This is a genomic window from Colwellia sp. MB02u-9 (assembly GCF_014077085.1).
Classification (GTDB): Bacteria; Pseudomonadota; Gammaproteobacteria; order Enterobacterales; family Alteromonadaceae; genus Cognaticolwellia.
In genome coordinates this window covers 161,106-179,215 of record NZ_JACGVF010000097.1, presented here as the reverse complement: position 1 = coordinate 179,215, position 18,110 = coordinate 161,106, and the positions used below count along the sequence as shown (strand labels likewise).

The 18,110-nt window shown below is 39.1% G+C and carries 15 protein-coding genes and 1 other RNA gene; 8 read left to right on the top strand and 8 right to left on the bottom strand.

The window, feature by feature from the left end:
• Window positions 1–86: 86 nt before the first annotated feature.
• Entirely contained in the window at window positions 87–1,394 is a 1,308-nt protein-coding gene (gene pepB / locus H4J65_RS13830) for an aminopeptidase PepB (RefSeq protein ID WP_182198566.1), read from the top strand.
• Window positions 1,395–1,644: 250 nt separating this feature from the next.
• Here pepB and H4J65_RS13825 read toward each other — a convergent pair whose 3' ends face one another.
• Entirely contained in the window at window positions 1,645–2,046 is a 402-nt protein-coding gene (locus H4J65_RS13825) for a hypothetical protein (RefSeq protein WP_182138166.1), read from the bottom strand.
• A 113-nt stretch (window positions 2,047–2,159) separates the two neighbouring features.
• Window positions 2,160–2,735, bottom strand: coding sequence for an RNA 2',3'-cyclic phosphodiesterase (thpR, locus tag H4J65_RS13820; protein WP_182198565.1), 576 nt, complete (start codon window positions 2,733–2,735; stop codon window positions 2,160–2,162).
• A gap of 747 nt (window positions 2,736–3,482) precedes the next feature.
• Here thpR and hrpB point away from each other — a divergent pair.
• Together hrpB and H4J65_RS13810 are read left to right on the top strand one after the other, a co-directional pair.
• Window positions 3,483–6,059 (top strand): ATP-dependent helicase HrpB, encoded by a 2,577-nt coding sequence (hrpB, locus tag H4J65_RS13815; RefSeq protein WP_220465154.1) that lies wholly within the window; start codon window positions 3,483–3,485, stop codon window positions 6,057–6,059.
• 218 nt (window positions 6,060–6,277) lie between these two features.
• Window positions 6,278–8,065: an ABC transporter transmembrane domain-containing protein gene (locus tag H4J65_RS13810; protein ID WP_182198595.1), complete on the top strand. Its 1,788-nt coding sequence runs from the start codon at window positions 6,278–6,280 to the stop codon at window positions 8,063–8,065.
• A 436-nt stretch (window positions 8,066–8,501) separates the two neighbouring features.
• Here H4J65_RS13810 and H4J65_RS17915 read toward each other — a convergent pair whose 3' ends face one another.
• Both H4J65_RS17915 and H4J65_RS13800 read right to left on the bottom strand, forming a co-directional pair.
• Window positions 8,502–8,753 carry a superinfection immunity protein gene (locus H4J65_RS17915; RefSeq protein ID WP_182136054.1) on the bottom strand — a complete coding sequence of 84 codons (252 nt, stop codon included), beginning with the start codon at window positions 8,751–8,753 and terminating at the stop codon, window positions 8,502–8,504.
• Window positions 8,754–9,539, bottom strand: coding sequence for a MerR family transcriptional regulator (locus H4J65_RS13800; protein ID WP_182198557.1), 786 nt, complete (start codon window positions 9,537–9,539; stop codon window positions 8,754–8,756).
• 997 nt (window positions 9,540–10,536) lie between these two features.
• On the opposite strand from H4J65_RS13800, the gene H4J65_RS13795 reads away from it, so the two are divergent.
• Window positions 10,537–11,526 (top strand): sensor domain-containing diguanylate cyclase, encoded by a 990-nt coding sequence (locus H4J65_RS13795; protein ID WP_182198564.1) that lies wholly within the window; start codon window positions 10,537–10,539, stop codon window positions 11,524–11,526.
• Between the two features lie 498 nt (window positions 11,527–12,024).
• Here H4J65_RS13795 and H4J65_RS13790 read toward each other — a convergent pair whose 3' ends face one another.
• From H4J65_RS13790 to rnpB, 3 genes are all read right to left on the bottom strand, one after another.
• Window positions 12,025–12,378, bottom strand: coding sequence for a hypothetical protein (locus H4J65_RS13790; RefSeq protein WP_182198563.1), 354 nt, complete (start codon window positions 12,376–12,378; stop codon window positions 12,025–12,027).
• A gap of 98 nt (window positions 12,379–12,476) precedes the next feature.
• On the bottom strand, window positions 12,477–12,737 hold the full coding sequence (locus H4J65_RS13785) for a hypothetical protein (RefSeq protein WP_182198562.1): 261 nt from the start codon (window positions 12,735–12,737) through the stop codon (window positions 12,477–12,479).
• A 394-nt stretch (window positions 12,738–13,131) separates the two neighbouring features.
• Window positions 13,132–13,567: RNase P RNA component class A (rnpB, locus tag H4J65_RS13780), an RNA gene on the bottom strand.
• Between the two features lie 98 nt (window positions 13,568–13,665).
• Between rnpB and H4J65_RS13775 the strand changes: the two genes are divergently transcribed.
• Window positions 13,666–14,319, top strand: a complete 654-nt coding sequence (locus tag H4J65_RS13775) for a glutathione S-transferase family protein (RefSeq protein WP_220465153.1) — start codon at window positions 13,666–13,668, stop codon at window positions 14,317–14,319.
• Between the two features lie 4 nt (window positions 14,320–14,323).
• On the opposite strand, the gene rsmI is transcribed toward H4J65_RS13775, so the two are convergent.
• Window positions 14,324–15,175 (bottom strand): 16S rRNA (cytidine(1402)-2'-O)-methyltransferase, encoded by an 852-nt coding sequence (rsmI, locus tag H4J65_RS13770; RefSeq protein ID WP_182198561.1) that lies wholly within the window; start codon window positions 15,173–15,175, stop codon window positions 14,324–14,326.
• Between the two features lie 77 nt (window positions 15,176–15,252).
• On the opposite strand from rsmI, the gene H4J65_RS13765 reads away from it, so the two are divergent.
• From H4J65_RS13765 to H4J65_RS13755, 3 genes are read left to right on the top strand one after another with little or no spacing between them, the layout of a single operon-like run.
• A complete protein-coding gene (locus H4J65_RS13765) occupies window positions 15,253–17,118 on the top strand; it encodes a penicillin-binding protein activator (RefSeq protein WP_182198560.1) in 1,866 nt (621 codons plus the stop codon).
• Window positions 17,102–17,476: a YraN family protein gene (locus H4J65_RS13760; RefSeq protein WP_182138175.1), complete on the top strand. Its 375-nt coding sequence runs from the start codon at window positions 17,102–17,104 to the stop codon at window positions 17,474–17,476. The genes H4J65_RS13765 and H4J65_RS13760 overlap by 17 nt, the downstream gene beginning before the upstream one ends.
• Window positions 17,477–17,518: 42 nt before the next feature.
• Window positions 17,519–18,109: a phosphoheptose isomerase gene (locus H4J65_RS13755; protein WP_182138174.1), complete on the top strand. Its 591-nt coding sequence runs from the start codon at window positions 17,519–17,521 to the stop codon at window positions 18,107–18,109.
• Window position 18,110 lies beyond the last annotated feature (1 nt).

Sequence of the window (18,110 nt, the reverse complement as noted above, 5' to 3'; positions counted from 1 at the left end):
CAAAGGTTAATTGTTTAGCGGTATGTTGCCGGTATGGTGCAACGGGTATAGACTATTAGCTTAACATTAAATGCAAAGGCGATAACATGACCACAGCTAATTCTGCTTCAGTATCAATAACCTTAACTACTAGTAATAACGCACAAGGTTGGCAGCAAGATAAAACCCTACAAATTACCCATGATAATATTGCCATTTACTTACCTCAAGACGCAGCCCATCGCTTACGCCAAATTCAAATGGCTGCGCGTAAAATAGAAAAATTAGATATTGAGCATGCCTCGCTTCAGGGTGATGCCTGGGATGAAGCGAGTCAGTGGGCTTTTGCGCTTGGATTTAGTTGTGTTAACAAACTAGAGAATATCAGTTTTTGTGGTGAGCCAGCGTTAATTGAACGTTTGCATAATAAGCTCGCTGTTTATGCTTGGAGTCGCGACTTAACTAACCAAACACCGGCTGAACTTTACCCCTTAAAGTTGGCACAATTAACCTCAGACTATATTAAAAACCTTGCCCCTAATCATGTTTCTACTCGTCTGATTCAAGGTGAAGAACTCAAAGAGCAACAATGGATGGGTATCTACAATGTAGGTAAAGGTAGTGTTAATAAGCCATGCTTGCTCGAGCTTGATTTTAACCCAAGTGCTGATGACAATGCGGCAGTTACTGCTTGTTTAGTGGGTAAAGGTATTACTTTTGACAGTGGTGGTTATAGTCTGAAAAGCAATGTTGGTATGTTTGATATGAAGTGTGACATGGGCGGTGCAGCTGTTGTTGCTGGTGCGTTGGCATTGGCAATCAAACAAGGTTTGAACCAAAGGGTTAAGTTATACCTCTGCTGTGCAGAAAATATGATCAGCAGTAATGCCTATAAACTTGGCGACATTATTACCTATAAAAATGGCGTTACTTGTGAAGTGGCTAACACCGATGCCGAAGGCCGTCTTGTGCTAGCTGATGGTTTAATGGCCGCTAGTGAAACGGGTGCGCCAATGATTATTGATGCGGCCACCTTAACCGGTGCTGCTGTGATGGCCACTGGCGGTGATTACTCTGCTTTATTCGCGCTTGATGATAACGTGGCGGCAAAAGCGCAAGCATCAGCAAAAACCACCGGTGAAGCATTATGGCAGTTTCCTTTAGAGTCTTGGCACCAAGATAAATGCCCATCAGCATTTGCTGATACAGCCAATAGCCGCACAGCAAAAGGTGGTGGGGCTGGTGGTGCGAGTAATGCCGCAGGATTTTTATCACGCTTTGTCGATAACGACGGTGCTGGTTGGTTACATTTTGATTTAGCCGGCGCTTATAATGGTGCTGAATCTAGCTTATGGGCCGCAGGTGCAACAGGTCTTGGTATTGCTACGATTGCAGACTTGATCACTAAGCATTAATTTTTTAAAGGCAGGCTTTGGCCAGGCTAAGTGGCAGTTACTTGCTTTTACGAGTAGCGAGCAAAGCGCTTGTCACTAAGCAAACTGACATTTACTCAGCTTTTTATGGTCTTTTAAAACCTCAATTTAAAGCCCCAATTTAAGAGGTGAAAGCAGTGCTAGAAAAGATATTTTCTAGCACTTTTTTATATAGATTACGATGGCTTGAAGGGCCTGGTATTGATGAGGACTGTTAACTTTTTAATGCGCTTTAGTGTTGTTGTAAATACTGTTCTAACCAAGACTTTGCACTGTCTAGATCACTAAAGACATAAAAGGTAATGTTACAGGCTTGGTAAATACGTCCTAGCTGTAACTGCTGAATATCAGCAGTGCTACTGTCAATTAATACACTCGCATTGGCGATTAAGCCATGTTTTACGCGGTATTTGTTGACCTTGATTAAGGCATCTTCCGCTTCAGGTGAAAAAACACTATTGCCATAAAAAGCAATTAATAAGCCCCACGGTTGGCCGGAAAACTGTTCACAAGCACCATACATATCCTTAATATATTTTTCGGTCACGTGCGCATTAAATGGGCCAAAAGCTTCTACTTGTAAAATGTTCGAGCGCGATGCTATTGAATATTTATCTTCAACTATTGTTTCCATTGTGCAAACTCCATTTCAACCAGAGGGGGAACAGTAGTAGCAGTATTTTACGTGCTTGCCAAGTAAGCATGTTTTCGAAAAATTGCCAATTTAAATCTCTTTAAAAATCAAGGCTAAAAATTTATTGTCCATGTTTGAACTGGTTCGTACCTAACACCTAGGGCGGTCGAGTATGAATGATATAAGCTAAAGCTAGTAATGCTCAGTTGTTGTTTAAATACGCTTTGTTGAAGGTGTTTACATAGTGCGGGTAATGGCGTTTTTGCTTTGCGATAAAGGCTTAGGTGCGGTTGGTAGCTCATGTTTTCAAGCGCAATATTACTGCTCAGGCTTAACTCAACCACAGTGCGCTGTAAATATATTAACCAGTCAGGACAGCTTGCGGGCATCAGGTGTAATACCTGCGCCTTTTTAAAATAACCTAGCTGAGACAACAGGATAGATGAGGCCTTGTTTTGTTGTATAAGAGCTTTTAGGCGCTGTTGCATCAAACCATGCTGTTGGCTAATTAATTGCGCTACACTCGCTTGTTGTTGCGGGGCGATACAACCTAAAAAGACCAAAGTAATATGAAAGTTTTGCCTGTCGATGGGTTTAAATGGCAAAGATAAATGTTGCTCGCGCCAATGGGCAATTTTGACTTTATCTGTGTCGACAATATCTAAGGCAATAAACATGCGTTTTTTCATCAATATGTCCATTTTAGCGACTTAAAAAAATGATAGTAAAACTTCTACCCATCTCATTAACCTGGTGACCATGCTTGGATATTCCCGCGATTCAACGGACATTAAGCATAAGTAGTGTAGAGTTTATTCGCTATATATTTTGTATGGCTACTATATTCAGGTTGCTGAAATAATAGTAGGAAGTCGCCGCTGATCTTCATATTAATAAAGCCTATTTGCTTTTCTGTGATTTGATTGATTGGTTAAGTCTTCTCAGAACAGCCCTACATTCTTCTTTGTCTTTCATTGAGCCAGTATTGCAGACAGATTTTTGCGTATCCTTACCTATTTTAAAGTTACGCTGAACACCATGATGAACACATGACGATAAGAAAAAAACACAGGCCAAGCAACTGATAATTTTAATTTTTTCTTCCATAACGTTAATTAATATACCTTAAGCAAGGAGTCGGATTCAGCTAAAATTATATTCAACACGGAATGATGCGAAAGGAGAGATATTTAATTTTATAGAAATGTTCTACAATCCTAAAAAGCGTCACTCTTATACCGATAGTCTTTCAGCTACTAAATTTGAGAAAGCATATTTTTCTGAGTTAGAAACTGTCTAGTGAAATATGGGAAGTCCAAGTTTAATCAAAGATAAATAGCATAATCAAAAGTAATAAGTTAACGCATAGCCGATGCGTTAACTTGTTGACTTCATCTAAGTGATAACCACTTGTCAGTCAATTACTGCGCCGCTAATTGACGTGTTTTATCATTTATATTTTTATACCTATAAAAAATCCAAACAACCAAAATATAAAAAGTAGAGTTCATAAAATTAACCTTCCAATTAATAAAATATTAGCCGACCTTTTACAAGAGTTAAAAAGTAACCAGAGTGTGGTGTTGCAGGCAGAACCCGGGGCAGGTAAATCTACTGTCGTGCCGCTGGAGTTATTAAAAGCTGACTTTTTGAATGGTCAGCGAATTATTATGCTTGAGCCTAGACGAATGGCAGCAAGGTCAATTGCTCATTACTTAGCGAAGTGCTTGGGTGAAAAGGTTGGTGAGACTGTTGGTTATCAAGTAAAAAATGACAAAAAAATATCAGCTGCCACAAGGCTTGAAATCCTAACCGAAGGAGTATTAACAAGGCGACTTCAATCAAACCCTGAATTAGCAGGTGTTGGCCTTATAATATTTGACGAGTTTCATGAGCGGTCGATTAATACTGATTTATCACTTATGTTATCTCTGGAAATTCAACAAGTCATTCGTGAAGATCTTCGCCTTTTGGTGATGTCTGCGACGTTAGATACAAATTTAGTATCAAAATACCTCGGTGACGCACCTGTGATGCTATGTAAAGGAAGAGCATATCCTGTTAGCGTTTTTCATCAAAAAACTGATAAAAAACAGTTGGCATCGAATGTCTGTAAAGCAATATTTAATGTCATTGAAGATGAGGGAGATATTCTTGTATTCCTCCCTGGCGTTGCTGACATAAAAAGGTGTATTGCACATGCTGGCACAGTATTTTCAGAAAACAATAAACTTAAACTGGTGTCATTACACGGTTCATTACCATTGGAAGAGCAGGAAAAGGCGATTGCATTAGCACCACCAGGCGATAGGAAAATTATTTTCACAACCAATATCGCAGAAACCAGTTTAACTATCGAAGGTATTACCTGTGTCATTGACTCAGGTCTGGAAAAAAAACTTATTTTCAACCCGTCAAGTGGTATGTCAAAGCTGACGACAACTCATATATCAAAAGCGTCAGCCGAGCAACGCAAGGGGCGAGCAGGTAGGTTATCTGCAGGGAAATGTTTAAGGTTATGGAGTGAATCCGAACATATATCGCTAAAAGACTACCAAGAAGAAGAAATTTTGAATGCAGATTTAGCTGATGCCGTGATAGAGCTAGCAAGCGCTGGACATTCAAATTATGAGGAAATTAATTGGTTAACACCTCCGCCAAAAGCGCATTATGACTCAACTCAAGATTTGCTGGTAACATTAGGTATGCTTGAGAAATCAGGAAAAATCACAAGGCTTGGAAAACAAGCAAGTACTCTGCCTATCCACCCAAGGCTAGCTAAGATGATGTTGACAGCGAATGGCAACCAAGAGCGTGAAATTGCTTGTAATATTGCTGCTCTCTTGTCAGAACGAGATATATTGCAAGGGAGTGATAGTGCTGATTTCTTGATGAGATTACAGGTTCTTATTGAGAACGCGACGGGTCATGTTAATAAAGCTTATGTAAATAGAAATACGTTAAAAACGGTAGTTAAAGATGTTCAGACATTACAGTCATCTATAAGACATAAAAAAAGCAAAGTAGATATTTCAGATATTTCAGACATTGCAGCATATTTGTTGCTTCTAGCATTTCCGGAAAGGTTGGCTAAAAGACGTTCAGCTAATAGCAATAAATATCAACTAGCCAATGGTAAGGGGGTTTTTCTCGCAGAAGATGATCCTCTTATTAATCATGAGTATTTAGTGGTTAATGATTGCGATGCGCAAAAAAAAGAAGGTCGAGTTTTTAGTGCGATTACTTTTAATAAAGATATTTTATCTGAAAAGTTTTCTCAGGAAATGTCAGAACAAATAGCATATGAGTTAGCCGCAAACAATAGCCGTGTATACGCTAGGGTATTGAAAAAATATGGCAGTTTAATCATCGAAGAAACAAGAAGTAATGATGTGCCGACTGAATTCATATTAGACAGTATTAAATCGTTGATAAAGACAGATGCTAGAAACATATTAAGCTGGACTCAAGAGTGTGATGATTGGATGAAAAGGGTGATATGGCTTGGGGGTAAAGTGGAAGGCTTTCCCGTGCTATCAGAGACTTTAATCATGAACACGTCTGAAAACTGGTTATTACCGTATGTTTCCAATATTAAAAAAATATCGGATTTAAAACGAGTGAAAATATTACCCCTATTATCATCATTATTAACATATGAAGAATCAAAAGTACTTGAGAAAGAAGCTCCCGTAATTTATACAACACCCAGTAACAAAAAGGTTTCAATCATTTACGACAAAAATTCAGAGCCAACAGTGGCTGTCGTATTACAAGAATTGTTTGGTGAGCTTAAATCTCCAATGTTGGCAGGTAATAGTATTGCACTACGCTTTGAATTGTTATCACCAGCGCGAAGACCAATACAAATAACCAGTGATTTAGCCAATTTTTGGGGTGGATCATATATCGAAGTTGCAAAAGACATGCGAGCTAAGTATCCCCGCCATAGATGGCCGATTGATCCCTTTTCTGAACAAGCAGGTAGCTCTAGAAAAAAACGAATGACATAAGCATCTATATCAAATAATAATTGTTGAGATTTCAAGGTGCTAATGCGTTAGCGCTAGGTTAACTAAATAAGTCATGACTGTATTTTCACTAAGCGTTTTTAAGCCGCTTTATTATCGCGTGTCTACTTGAAATAGGCATTTTTATAACCATCTTAAGTATAAGATTACCCTACTGGAAAGCCACTGTGAGCGACAACAGCCAAACCATTAATCAGCCTATTTCGGATCATAGCTCCGCAAAAAAAAATCCTAAGGCATTCAGCAGTCTGTTACCTATTTTCGCTTTTATAAAACCATATAAGCTAATGTTAGCCTTGGCCTTATTGGCTTTATTAGTCACTGCAGCGGTTAACTTGTCTTTAGGACAAGGGGTAAAGTTTGTTATTGATAAGGGTTTTATTGCCGGTTCAGTTGAACAATTGCAATCGGCTATTTTAGCTTTAATCGGCTTAATTAGTTTGCTGGCCGTTGGCACTTTTAGTCGTTTTTATTTAATGTCTTGGTTAGGTGAACGGGTCAGCGCTGATATGCGCAAAGCGGTGTTTAATCGCATTGTTACTTTGCATCCTAGCTACTTTGAAGAAAACCGCAGTGGCGAGCTAATGTCGCGTTTAACCACTGACACCGCCTTATTACAGTCTATTATTGGTTCGTCTTTTTCAATGGCACTGCGCAGTATATTACTACTGATTGGTGGCTTGGTGATGTTAATGGTCACTAATTTTAAATTAACCCTTTTTGTGGTTTTTTCAGTGCCCATTATTTTAATACCTATGATGATTTATGGTCGTAAAGTCAGAAAATTAGCAGAAAGTTCACAAGATGCTATTGCTGATGTTGGTACTTATGCTGGCGAAATTATTCAAAATATAAAAGTTGTGCAAAGTTATACCCATGAAGCAAAAGAACAAGATGCTTTTGCCCATGAAGTAGAGAAGGCATTTTCTGTCGCCAAACAGCGCGTAAAGCAACGTTCATATTTGATCGCTATTGTTATTTTTCTTACCTTTGGGGCGATTAGCGCGATGTTGTGGGTGGGCGGTATGGACGTGCTAGAAGGGCAGATGAGTGCTGGCGAATTAGGCGCCTTTATTTTTTACGCCATCATTGTTGCTATGTCTGTCGCCACTATTGCTGAGGTATACGGTGAATTACAACGAGCAGCAGGCTCAGCGACTCGGCTGTTAGCATTACTTGAGATTGAAAGTGATATCAAAGAGTTAGTTTCTCCACAAGTAATGAATAATCATGCCCAGTCGGTGATCAGCTTTAAAGAGGTTGACTTTTGTTATCCATCACGGCCAGACAGTGCGGCACTTCATCAGATCAATTTAGCCATACCGACGGGGAAAATTGTGGCATTAGTCGGGCCATCGGGTGCAGGTAAAACAACGTTATTTGAATTGTTACAACGATTTTATGACCCTCAAAAAGGCAGTATTAGTTTTAATGATATCGACATCACTGAGCTAAAATTAACTGATTTACGTCAAGCCATGGGTATGGTGCCGCAGCATCCGATACTGTTTAGCTCTGATGTCTGGCACAACATACGTTATGGTAAGCCACAAGCGAGTGATGAAGAGGTTATTAGCGCGGCGAAAAAAGCCCATGCCCATGAGTTTATTGAACAACTACCCCAAGGTTATGCGAGCTTTTTAGGTGAACAAGGGGTGCGATTATCGGGTGGGCAAAAACAGCGTATTGCTTTAGCCCGAGCGATTTTAAAAGACCCTGAGGTATTACTGCTGGACGAAGCAACCAGCGCTTTAGATGCAGAAAGTGAATACCATGTGCAAGCCGCATTAGATGAACTAATGATCAATAGAACAACATTAATTATCGCGCACCGATTAGCTACTGTGATTCATGCAGATTTAATCGTGGTGATGGACCAAGGGAGAATTGTTGATCAAGGCGATCATAAGTCGTTGTTAAAAAGCTCGACACTATATCAAAGGCTTTGTGAATTACAGTTTGATAAAGCCAACGGTGAGGCTAATTAATAACGCTGTGCGACTCTTTGTAATATAAGTTGCTGTGCAGCCAATAGACATATTTTTATATAAGGGCTATCCACTTAGCCCAACCGACCACTACATGTTGTGTTTACTAGATTTAACCTCGTCGATCACTTATGCCAAAAAGCCAACCTAATTTAGACACAAATTTGTCTTAATAAATAGACCGCTTAGCCACCACAGCGGTCGTTCATCATTTAGTGCTAACAAAATCAATACTTCTGCTCATATCCAATAAATAGATATTTTTGCTATCACCCCCCATAATCAGGCTGATCCACAATCAGGAAAATAAGCACACTGTATGTTGAATAAACCTAACTTCAAGAGCTAAAAAAGAGCAGTTTAACTTTATTAAAATTTTGTGGTGATAGTTGACGCTTTAATACTTGCAATCCACAGCGGGACATTTCGCTATTTTTTAATTTTCAGCTTCCACTTTGGAAGTATATTTAGCAATGGTTTTACCACTTATTGCCCATACCAAAACGCCTCCCCAAGCAATGAAAGATAAACCTGCTGGAATACAGGCCAACACTATCAGCTTAAATTGCTTCCGATTAAAAATTAATGCAAGCATCGCAGGGAGAAACCAAAGAATAAATACTCCGACTAACACAAGCGCTATAAAGGCATAGTTTTCACTTATTAATACTTTGTTTAATATATCCACCTACTTATTTCCCTTTAAATTACGTTCCGCATAATAAATCATTGCTGCACGGGCATGTTCAGCATAACCTTCCCCATAATGCTCACAAAGTTCGTTCATTTCTGACATATCCACACTGTTGGCCATTTGTATATAGCTGTCAAAACTAATGCCCGTAAAATCTTCAACCATAAGGCTCGACATATGATTGATACTTTTATAGTGTTTGTCAGTCAACTCTTGCACTTCTTTACTATCTATCGGTTGACCGATTGTCTTTGCAAAAGCTTTTGTGATTTCAAGACTCTCTTCTTGTAGTTCCTGTGCATCCTCCTCACTTAATTTAGCAAAATTTTGTACACTTTCTTGAACCTTTTCTTCCCCTACCCGAGAGCGAGTCATAGCATCCCATCGCTCTACTTTATCTTTAGGGATGTCTTGAAAAAAGATATCCAAATTTTTCTTCGCTTGTAAATTATTCATAGTCGCCTCAATACTGTTAATCATTAGAGAAATTGATTGTTGACGTTCTACTAACATCACTCTTTGTTCAGATAGGACTTGATGTAAGTCTTGACCTTTAGCGTTGAGTAAATTCTTAATGTCTTCAATACTAAAGTCCAAGGCACGGTAGATTAAAATTTGCTGTAAAATAACTAAGTGCTTTTGACCATATGTTCGATAGCCGTTATCAGGTTGACGCATTGGTACCAGCAACCCCTTATGATCATAATAATGTAAGGTTTTTACGCTAACATCAGCCAACTTGCTTAACTGACTTACACTATATATTTTGGCCTCAACCATATTATTTCTACCCATTAAAGTTGTGATGTTTTGTAACTTCGTCCTACATTGCCAATGTTCAACTATGACCTAGGGTGAGAGTCAACCAGTATTTATTGTATTAAATGTAACAATCCAAACGTAAGGCAATAACACGCCCTTAAAAGTCGGAGGTAGTAATAGATTAATTGAACCGCCCAGACTACATTAATATTGAATGTCTAAAATGCTAATATTTGTATCTTAGCAAGCATGTGGTAAGTTGGATATTCCAAAGAACAAAGATCTTTTTGTGGTAATAGCTCGCTTTCAAATATGAAATCTCACCGGCAGCAATGAGCTTCAAGCGTACGTTAGGATTAACGAGTAGCTAACTTCCGCTCTACACCAAGGGGACATTAGCACCAACAAATATTAGTGCTAAAAACTAAACTGATTGGGGATTTAGTTTAACCGTCACTATTGCCACAAAACGATCCTTATTTTCATGTCAATCATCACCAATATTATGTCTACTATCATTACAGATAGCTGACATTAGCAGTGTTTTTCTATGGCGCTGTCGCCCCCAAAGCACCTTAGAAACTTATAAAAATTTGACCCGTCCCTGTTACTCCTTACAAAAAATAAATTGCTTCATTTAGCTATTTTAGCTTGAAAAAAAACCAAATTAAAAAGTGTTTTCATGCTCAAAAAACAGTCATTAAAACAAAATTTGATTCTGCTATTGTTAAGGTTATACAGATTAATTGGCTCTTGCTTTTAAGTGCTTTATTTAAATCTGATAATGAAACCGTAATTTACGGAAGAAAAAGTTGCTACTTGCCCTAATAGATATTTTGTGCGTATTAGTTTATCCCACCCACAGGCTGAAATTTGTAGGCTTATAAGTCGCTTTGGGCTATCGACCTTCGTCTTAGCATGCTAGTGACCTTCGTTTTAGCATGCTAGAATCGTGTTAGCGAGTTTAATTAGTTTTCTTTTTAGGTAAACGTAGCCTCACATTAGGGAAATAATAATGTCAAATCAACCATACCTGCAAGACTCATATTTCGACAATATGCCACAAGAAATTTCGTTAAAAAGGTGGCAAAGCACGGTTAACGTTGTCTCTGAAATTTTTGATGTGCCCGGAGCTTGGATTATGCAAGCTAATATTAAAGGGGTCGAAGTTCTTGTTGCTAATGAGTCTATACAGGATGATTTTCCAGCCGGTATCGCATTCGATTTCAATGTGAATGTTTATTGCAAAACCGTTATCCAAAACAAAAAAACACTTTATGTTAAGAATGCTGAAAAGGAAGGTATTTGGAATAATAACCCCGAATATACAGATGCTGGTTTTAAATCCTATTTAGGTGTCCCCTTGCAATGGCCCAATGGTGATATGTTTGGCACGCTTTGCGTCTTAGACACAAATGAAACCAATTACCCTGCAAGCTTTATTAGGCTTTTATGGCAATTGAAAGAGTTGATTGATGGAGATCTTAGAAATTTATTATTAATTAAAAAGCTTAAGAAACAAAGTGTGACCGATGAGCTCTCTGAGATTAACAATAGATTTGGTTTTATCGAAAATGCACGGCAGTTAATCAGCTTAGCTAAGCGTTCACGGATGTCACTGTCATTAATGTATTTTGATATTAATGGGTTGAAAATAATGAATGACTCTTATGGACATAAAATGGGGGATTTTATCATCAAAACTTTTGCTGAGGCACTTTCAAAATCTATTCGCAAAGAGGATATCATTGCGCGATTAGGAGGAGATGAATTTTGCTTTTTAGGGGTTCATCAGTTTGATGATAAAGGGGAGACGGTAAAATTAAGAGTAACTCAATTATTTGCAGAGTTAACAAAATCTGATGAGCGAATTAAAGGCGTCTCTTTTAGTGTCGGTTGTAAGTCATTTGATCCTGTTAATGGGTTTGATCTTGATAAAATGCTATCAGAAACAGATTGTTTAATGTATGCAAACAAGAAAAGCACGAAAGAGGCACAAAAGTGATTAAGTTTTCTGGGCAGCCTGTTTTGGCGACAGTCATTAAATACATGCATGAGCCGTTAGCTAATCACCCAATAAATTAGTTATTTTGGGTTACCCATTCAATCGCTTTTGGCATATCAGTGAGATCTGGAATAATGGGGTCAGGTTTTTAATTTTGAGATAGTAGGCTTTGAAGTGATAAGACAGCTAAAGATATAGTCTATTTGGTATAATATTTTCTAGCTCACTTTGTGCCCCATTGTGACATTGTGAGATAGGAATATTTAATTTATGTCCGCTATATGATCAGAAAATTGACGTTCAATATTCCGACTGGACTTATTCCGCTTTGCGCACTTTCTTAACAAAAAATAATACGAAAACTCTTTTTATTAATTCGGATAACTATAAGGTCAGCAGCATGGCCTTTAGCTGATTGTAAAAATTCTGAGACTTGAAAAATTTAACCTGTGTGCTGCATTCACCGATTGAACTCAAGGTAATAACTTGTCATAGACATTACCTAAATTTCACCACGTTATCAGTCACAGTTTTTTTTATCCGTTTAATACTGAATATTGAACTCTCGCCATTATGAATATAAATAATACCTTCGCCTTCAAACGGTGTCGGAAATTCTATCTTACCTCTGCCACTAACAGGTCTTGCATCATCAGTGCCTTCCCACGAAAACTCTAGTTCTGGCATTCGGGTATTAACAGCAACATCTAAATTACCTTTTACAGCACAAAAAATAAATTTCCCTTGGTCATTTTCATCAAAGTAAAAATAACCTTCTTCAATTAAATCAACACTATCTTGTGCCCAAACTTCCATTTCAGTTATACGCCACTTGCCAACAAATTCATTCATTTTCACACCTCAAACGCATTTTATAATCGGTATTAAATTCTTAATATCCGATACTTGCCCAATATAAATGTCTTACTCTCTAAATGTATCATCCAAACCTAACAAGGTGTTGTGTGATAATGCATTGAGTGTATGTCACTTTTATCACTATAACCTTGCTCAAGTTTAGCTATTATGGGGTCAATATCGGATATTTCTAACTGCTTTAACATGTCATCCTTGATTTGTGAAAACTGCAAATAAGTTGAGTCAGTGTCTAGTGTTCTTGAGCTAATAACAAGTGCTTTAACCTCAATACAATAAGTAAAATTCGCTCTAAAATAACCACAGCAACACTTAGTTTCTGAGTCCGTAAGCAAAGCCGTACTTCCTTGCACCAAGGCGCTTTGGCACTTTAACTCTCACATAAAAATATTTTTTCTAAGCTATAAATACTTAACACCTGTCACTGCCTACACTTTACCTCAAGTTGGCCAATTTTTTAAAACCCTATAACTGTCCATGTGCCAATAATTTGATATTTTAACGAATTGATATTGAGCTGAAAAGTTTATCTGGAAAAACTTGAGCCTAAATGACTTTCGAACATAAATATGAAGCATAAATTTGAGAGGAGTTTTTCGCGTAGAAGAAGGAGTACAGAAATCAGTGCTGTGTGACTAACCTTGTATCATTTTTTGAATGTAGGATTGATATGAAAGGATTTTAGAAAACCGCTTGATTATTTATTAGATAATCAAGCGGTGTCTAAAATTGTTGAGATGACGCATAAGCCGGGTTTTGTATCTCTTCCGAGGAAGAGTGACAATCATTCGTCTAGGCTATAAATCGCTCTATAGCTCAAGCAACCTACCCGGTTTCCACGCGAACCACGCTTATACTATGAAAACTTACGTTAACATAGTCATGAAACCCTATTTGGTCTTGCTCCGGGTGGAGTTTACCCTGCAATTACTGTTACCAGCAATCCGGTGCGCTCTTACCGCACCCTTTCAGCCTTACCTGTGAAACTTTCGAAAAAGTAACCATCGGCGGTCTTCTCTCTGCTGCACTTGTCGTGGGCTCGCGCCCCCCAGGCGTTACCTGGCACCCTGTTCATTGGAGCCCGGACTTTCCTCCCCTCTATCTGTTTACCACTTATTAAAAATAAGCGGTACAACGATAAAGCAGCGATTGTCTCGTCAACTCAGGGCGCATTCTACCCGATATATTCACTTAGGTCTAAATTAAATATCACGGGTATAGATCTGCTGTTATAGTAAGCTAAAAATGACTTAGGCTTTATTTATGATCGAACTTTGGCATTGCCACAATACTCGCTCACTTCGTGTTTTGTGGGCTTTAAAAGAAATGCAGTTTGAATACATCTTGCACACTTTGCCATTCCCACCGCGTTTTTTAGACAAAGCTTATTTACAGACTAATCCTTTAGGCACAGTACCTTTTCTTAAAGATGGCGCTACCACGCTGACCGAATCAAGTGCTATGTTGTTATACTTAGTAGAGCGTTACTCGCAAACTCAGTTGAGTTTACCCGCAACACACCCAGAATACGGTGCCTACCTGAATTGGCTCTTTAGCAGTGATGCTACGCTGACATTTCCACAAACCTTAGTCTTGCGATACAGCCAGTTTGAAAAGCCTGAACGTCAACAGCCACAAGTAGTTAAAGATTACGCCATTTGGTATTTAGCGCGCTTAAAACGCTTAAATAGCCATTTAGAAAACCATCACTATTTGGTCGACAATCGCTTTACCATTGCCGACATTAGTGTTGGTTATGCGCTTTATTTAGGTGAACTACTCGGGCTAGCCAAACACTATCAGCCACAAACTCAAGCTTACTTACAAAGGCTTAAAAGCAGAGAGGCCTTTATAGCGGTAAAAGATATCGGTGAAAAAAACAGTCATTACACCATCAAGCCAATAGACATCACCTAAGCCGCTACTCTTTCATGGCTAAAGCATATTCATAAAGTGCGTTTTTCTTCACCCCATGAATTTCTGCCGCAATAGCACAAGCTCTTTTTGGCTTCATTTCTGACAGCAGTAACTTCAGTGTTGCCACCACATGGGCAGGAATATCATTGGGATCAATTTTTTTCCCTTCGATAATGAGCACCATTTCACCTTTAAGCTGATTAGGATCTGCTTGTAAAAAGCTTAATAGATTTTCGGCCGTGTCTGAATGAATGGTTTCAAAGGTTTTGGTTAATTCTCGCGCCATCACCACATAGCGTTCACCGCCAAGAGTTTTAACGATATCTTCAACGGTATCAATGGCGCGGCGCGGCGCATCATAAAACACCATGGTGCGTGTTTCGTTGGCCAATTCATTTAATGTCGATTGTCGCGCACCTGTTTTTGAGGGTAAAAAACCTTCAAAGGTAAATCTGTCGGTGGGTAAGCCCGCAACAGACAGCGCCGCTATGGCCGCACAAGCGCCTGGAATCGGCGATACCTGAAGCCCTTGCTGGCGGCAATGGCGTACTAAATGAAATCCCGGGTCACTGATCAACGGCGTGCCCGCGTCTGACACTAAGGCAACGCTTTTGCCTTCTTTTAACAAAGTGGCAATTTGTTCTTGGCGTTGACGCTCGTTATGATCATGCATCGACATAGTTTTATTTTTAATCGCATAAGCGGATAATAAACGTTGGGTATGCCGAGTATCTTCACAGGCAATAATATCTACCTGTTCGAGTATATCCCGCGCCCGTTGACTAAGATCACCTAGATTGCCGATAGGTGTGGCAACTATATATAAGGTGCTGGGCTGAATTTGAGAATCCGACATAATAAAATACTTGTGTTGAGACTGAAGAGGATGAAGTTTATTATAAAGCACTATTAAAAAGTATGGATTTATTAACTTTGACACTCACTAAATGGTTTTCATCTTATAAAAGTGCTCTTTGTGCGTTGGCAACAGTGGCTATTTTGGCCAGTTGTTCAACAACTAAGCTAAGTCAACCAACAGAGTCAGCTGAAAAACAAGCTGAAGTTATGCCAGCGCTTGCAACAGATTTAACCACTGAGCAACAGCTTGCACAAGCGACAGCACAAATATCAGCCAACCAGCAGGATGAAGCCCTTAGCTCGTTATTAAACGCCAGTGAGTTATATTTAGCAGAGGCTAAACCCCATAAAGCGCTTTGGTTAGCTAAGCAACTCAACGGCTTAGTGTCATCATCAACACAGCAATATCGCCTAGCTATCATTGAGGCTAAAAGTTTATTAGCCTTGGCAAGAGTACCTGATGCTTATCTCGCACTGGAAAACGCAAATAATATTAAAGAAAAAGCGCAACTGACTCATCGCCTTGATTATTTTCAAACATTAACCAAAGTGCAAACACAAAGAAAACTGCCCATTGCCGCACTAGATGCAAACTTAAGAGCTTTTGCTGAAAGCTCACCGGCAACTGAGTACGATATTGACATGATTTGGCAACAACTTTGTCAGCTATCACCTTGGCAGCACCAACAGCTAATTAAAATGTCGCCGCCAAACTTTGAAGGTTGGAGCAAACTGCTTTCTTTTGCCAATCAATTTGGTGATGACGACGCAAGATTCAAACGCTATTTACGCCAATGGCAACGAGAGTTTAGCAGCCACCCTGCGCAATATATTGTCGCAAGGTTACGACAACAACCACCCACATTAACTAACGAATATCAAAACATTGCCATTATTATCCCGCTTTCAGGTAAACAAGAACGCGCCGGCAAAGTAGCACAACAAGGTATACTGGCCGCTTACAATATTAATAGCGCTAAAACCTTACACTTTATTGATTCAACAACCTTAGATATGACCACCTTAAATGCCAAGCTGACCGAACTAAAAATCGACTATGTTATAGGCCCGCTACTAAAGGAAAATGTTAACCTCTATTTAGCCCAAACCGAGATAACAACACCGACGTTATTACTTAATTTACCATCAGCAACTAGCTTATTACCTCATCAGGTTGCGCTATCAATGCGACCAGAAGATGAAGCGATACAAGCGGCAACTACGCTCAGTCGTCAACATTATCAATACCCTATAATATTAAGCCATCAAGACAGTGCCAGTCGTCGCATCGCGCAGACCTTCAGCCAACAATGGCAACATATCACGGGTAAGGCACCAGAAATTGTATTTTTTAATAGTGATGCTAAAATGCAAAATCAACTTAAGGCCAGCCTTGGCGTTGATCTAAGCCAGCAACGCACAAAAGACCTAAATCGCCATATAAAATATTCCATTCAGAGTGAATTACGTAACCGTCGAGATATTGATATGATTTACGTCGTGGGTTTGCCGCTAGAAACCAAGCTTTTAAAGCCTTATATTGACGTTAATATCAGCCCTTTTGCTGATATAATTCCGGTCTATGCTAGCTCGCGCAGTCACAGCTCAAAAATAGACAAAAGTGATAATCGTGATTTATCTGGGCTAATATTTACTGAAATGCCTTGGCAGTTAAAAAGCAAACAACAAAACCAAGTCTTAGCCGCACAAGCAAAAAAACTTTGGCCTAATCGCAGTGACAGCTTGCAAAGCATTTTTGCCATGGGCTTTGACAGTTTAGCGTTAGTAGACAAAGTTTCTACTATGCAAAATAAAACTTATGTCCGCCATTATGGTCAAACCGGTATATTACAGTTGGGCGTTGATAATATTTTGACGCGCAGCCTAATTTGGGGCAAATACAGTCGCAGCAAGGTACAAGAAATTGCTATGGACCAATAAAACCAACACAGTAACCACAGGTAAGAATAGTGAGCAACTAGCCGCCCACTATTTAAGCCAACAGGGGCTAGTATTACAGACCTGTAATTTTCAAAATCGTCGTGGTGAAATTGATTTAATCATGACCGAAAATGACGTTTGGGTGTTTGTAGAGGTGAAATATCGCAAAAATAATCACTTTGGTGGCGCTATTGCCGCTGTTTCTGTTAAAAAACAGCAAAAAATTAAACAATGTGCGGCATTTTACCTGCAACAGGCCGGATTAAATGAATATAATACCCCTTGCCGATTCGATGTTATTGCGATGCAAGGCGATATTAATAACCCAGCAATTACTTGGCTTAAAAATGCCTTTTAATTAATGCTTTTTAAGCAATGAAACCACGGAGCTAAGTCCACCATGTTAGAACGGATAAAAAGTAATTTTACTGAAAGCATACAAACAAAAATTGCCGCCAGCGAATTATTGGCAGGGCCAATTGAGCAAGCTGGCATGGCAATGGTACAAAGTCTATTAGCCGGCAATAAAATATTAGCTTGTGGTAATGGTGGCTCAGCTGCTGATGCCCAGCATTTCTCCGCTGAGCTATTAAATCGTTATGAAACTGAACGTCCACCTTTGCCAGCCATTGCTCTGACAACCGACAGTTCAACTATTACCTCTATTGGTAATGACTATCACTTTGATGAGATTTATTCTAAGCAAGTGCGTGCATTAGGTAACAATGGTGATGTATTGCTCGCTATTTCTACCAGTGGCAATTCTCGCAACGTGATCAAAGCGATCGAAATTGCCGTTTCTCGTGATATGCCAATCATTGCTTTAACCGGTGGTGACGGTGGTGATATTGCTGGCCTACTAGGCGAAAATGATGTTGAAATTCGAGTGCCGTCAAGTCGTACAGCACGAATTCAAGAAGTCCACTTAGTGGTTATTCATTGCTTATGTGACATCATAGATACTACATTATTTCCGCAAACTGAGGCTTAGT

What these genes read in the sequence shown, in the direction of transcription:
- thpR (WP_182198565.1), bottom strand. Translation starts at nt 2,735, where the DNA reads ATGAAAAAACGCATGTTTATTGCCTTAGATATTGTCGACACAGATAAA.
- H4J65_RS13795 (WP_182198564.1), top strand. Translation starts at nt 10,537, where the DNA reads ATGTCAAATCAACCATACCTGCAAGACTCATATTTCGACAATATGCCA.
- pepB (WP_182198566.1), top strand. Translation starts at nt 87, where the DNA reads ATGACCACAGCTAATTCTGCTTCAGTATCAATAACCTTAACTACTAGT.
- H4J65_RS13755 (WP_182138174.1), top strand. Translation starts at nt 17,519, where the DNA reads ATGTTAGAACGGATAAAAAGTAATTTTACTGAAAGCATACAAACAAAA.
- H4J65_RS13775 (WP_220465153.1), top strand. Translation starts at nt 13,666, where the DNA reads ATGATCGAACTTTGGCATTGCCACAATACTCGCTCACTTCGTGTTTTG.
- H4J65_RS13800 (WP_182198557.1), bottom strand. Translation starts at nt 9,539, where the DNA reads ATGGTTGAGGCCAAAATATATAGTGTAAGTCAGTTAAGCAAGTTGGCT.
- rsmI (WP_182198561.1), bottom strand. Translation starts at nt 15,175, where the DNA reads ATGTCGGATTCTCAAATTCAGCCCAGCACCTTATATATAGTTGCCACA.
- H4J65_RS13825 (WP_182138166.1), bottom strand. Translation starts at nt 2,046, where the DNA reads ATGGAAACAATAGTTGAAGATAAATATTCAATAGCATCGCGCTCGAAC.
- H4J65_RS13790 (WP_182198563.1), bottom strand. Translation starts at nt 12,378, where the DNA reads ATGAATGAATTTGTTGGCAAGTGGCGTATAACTGAAATGGAAGTTTGG.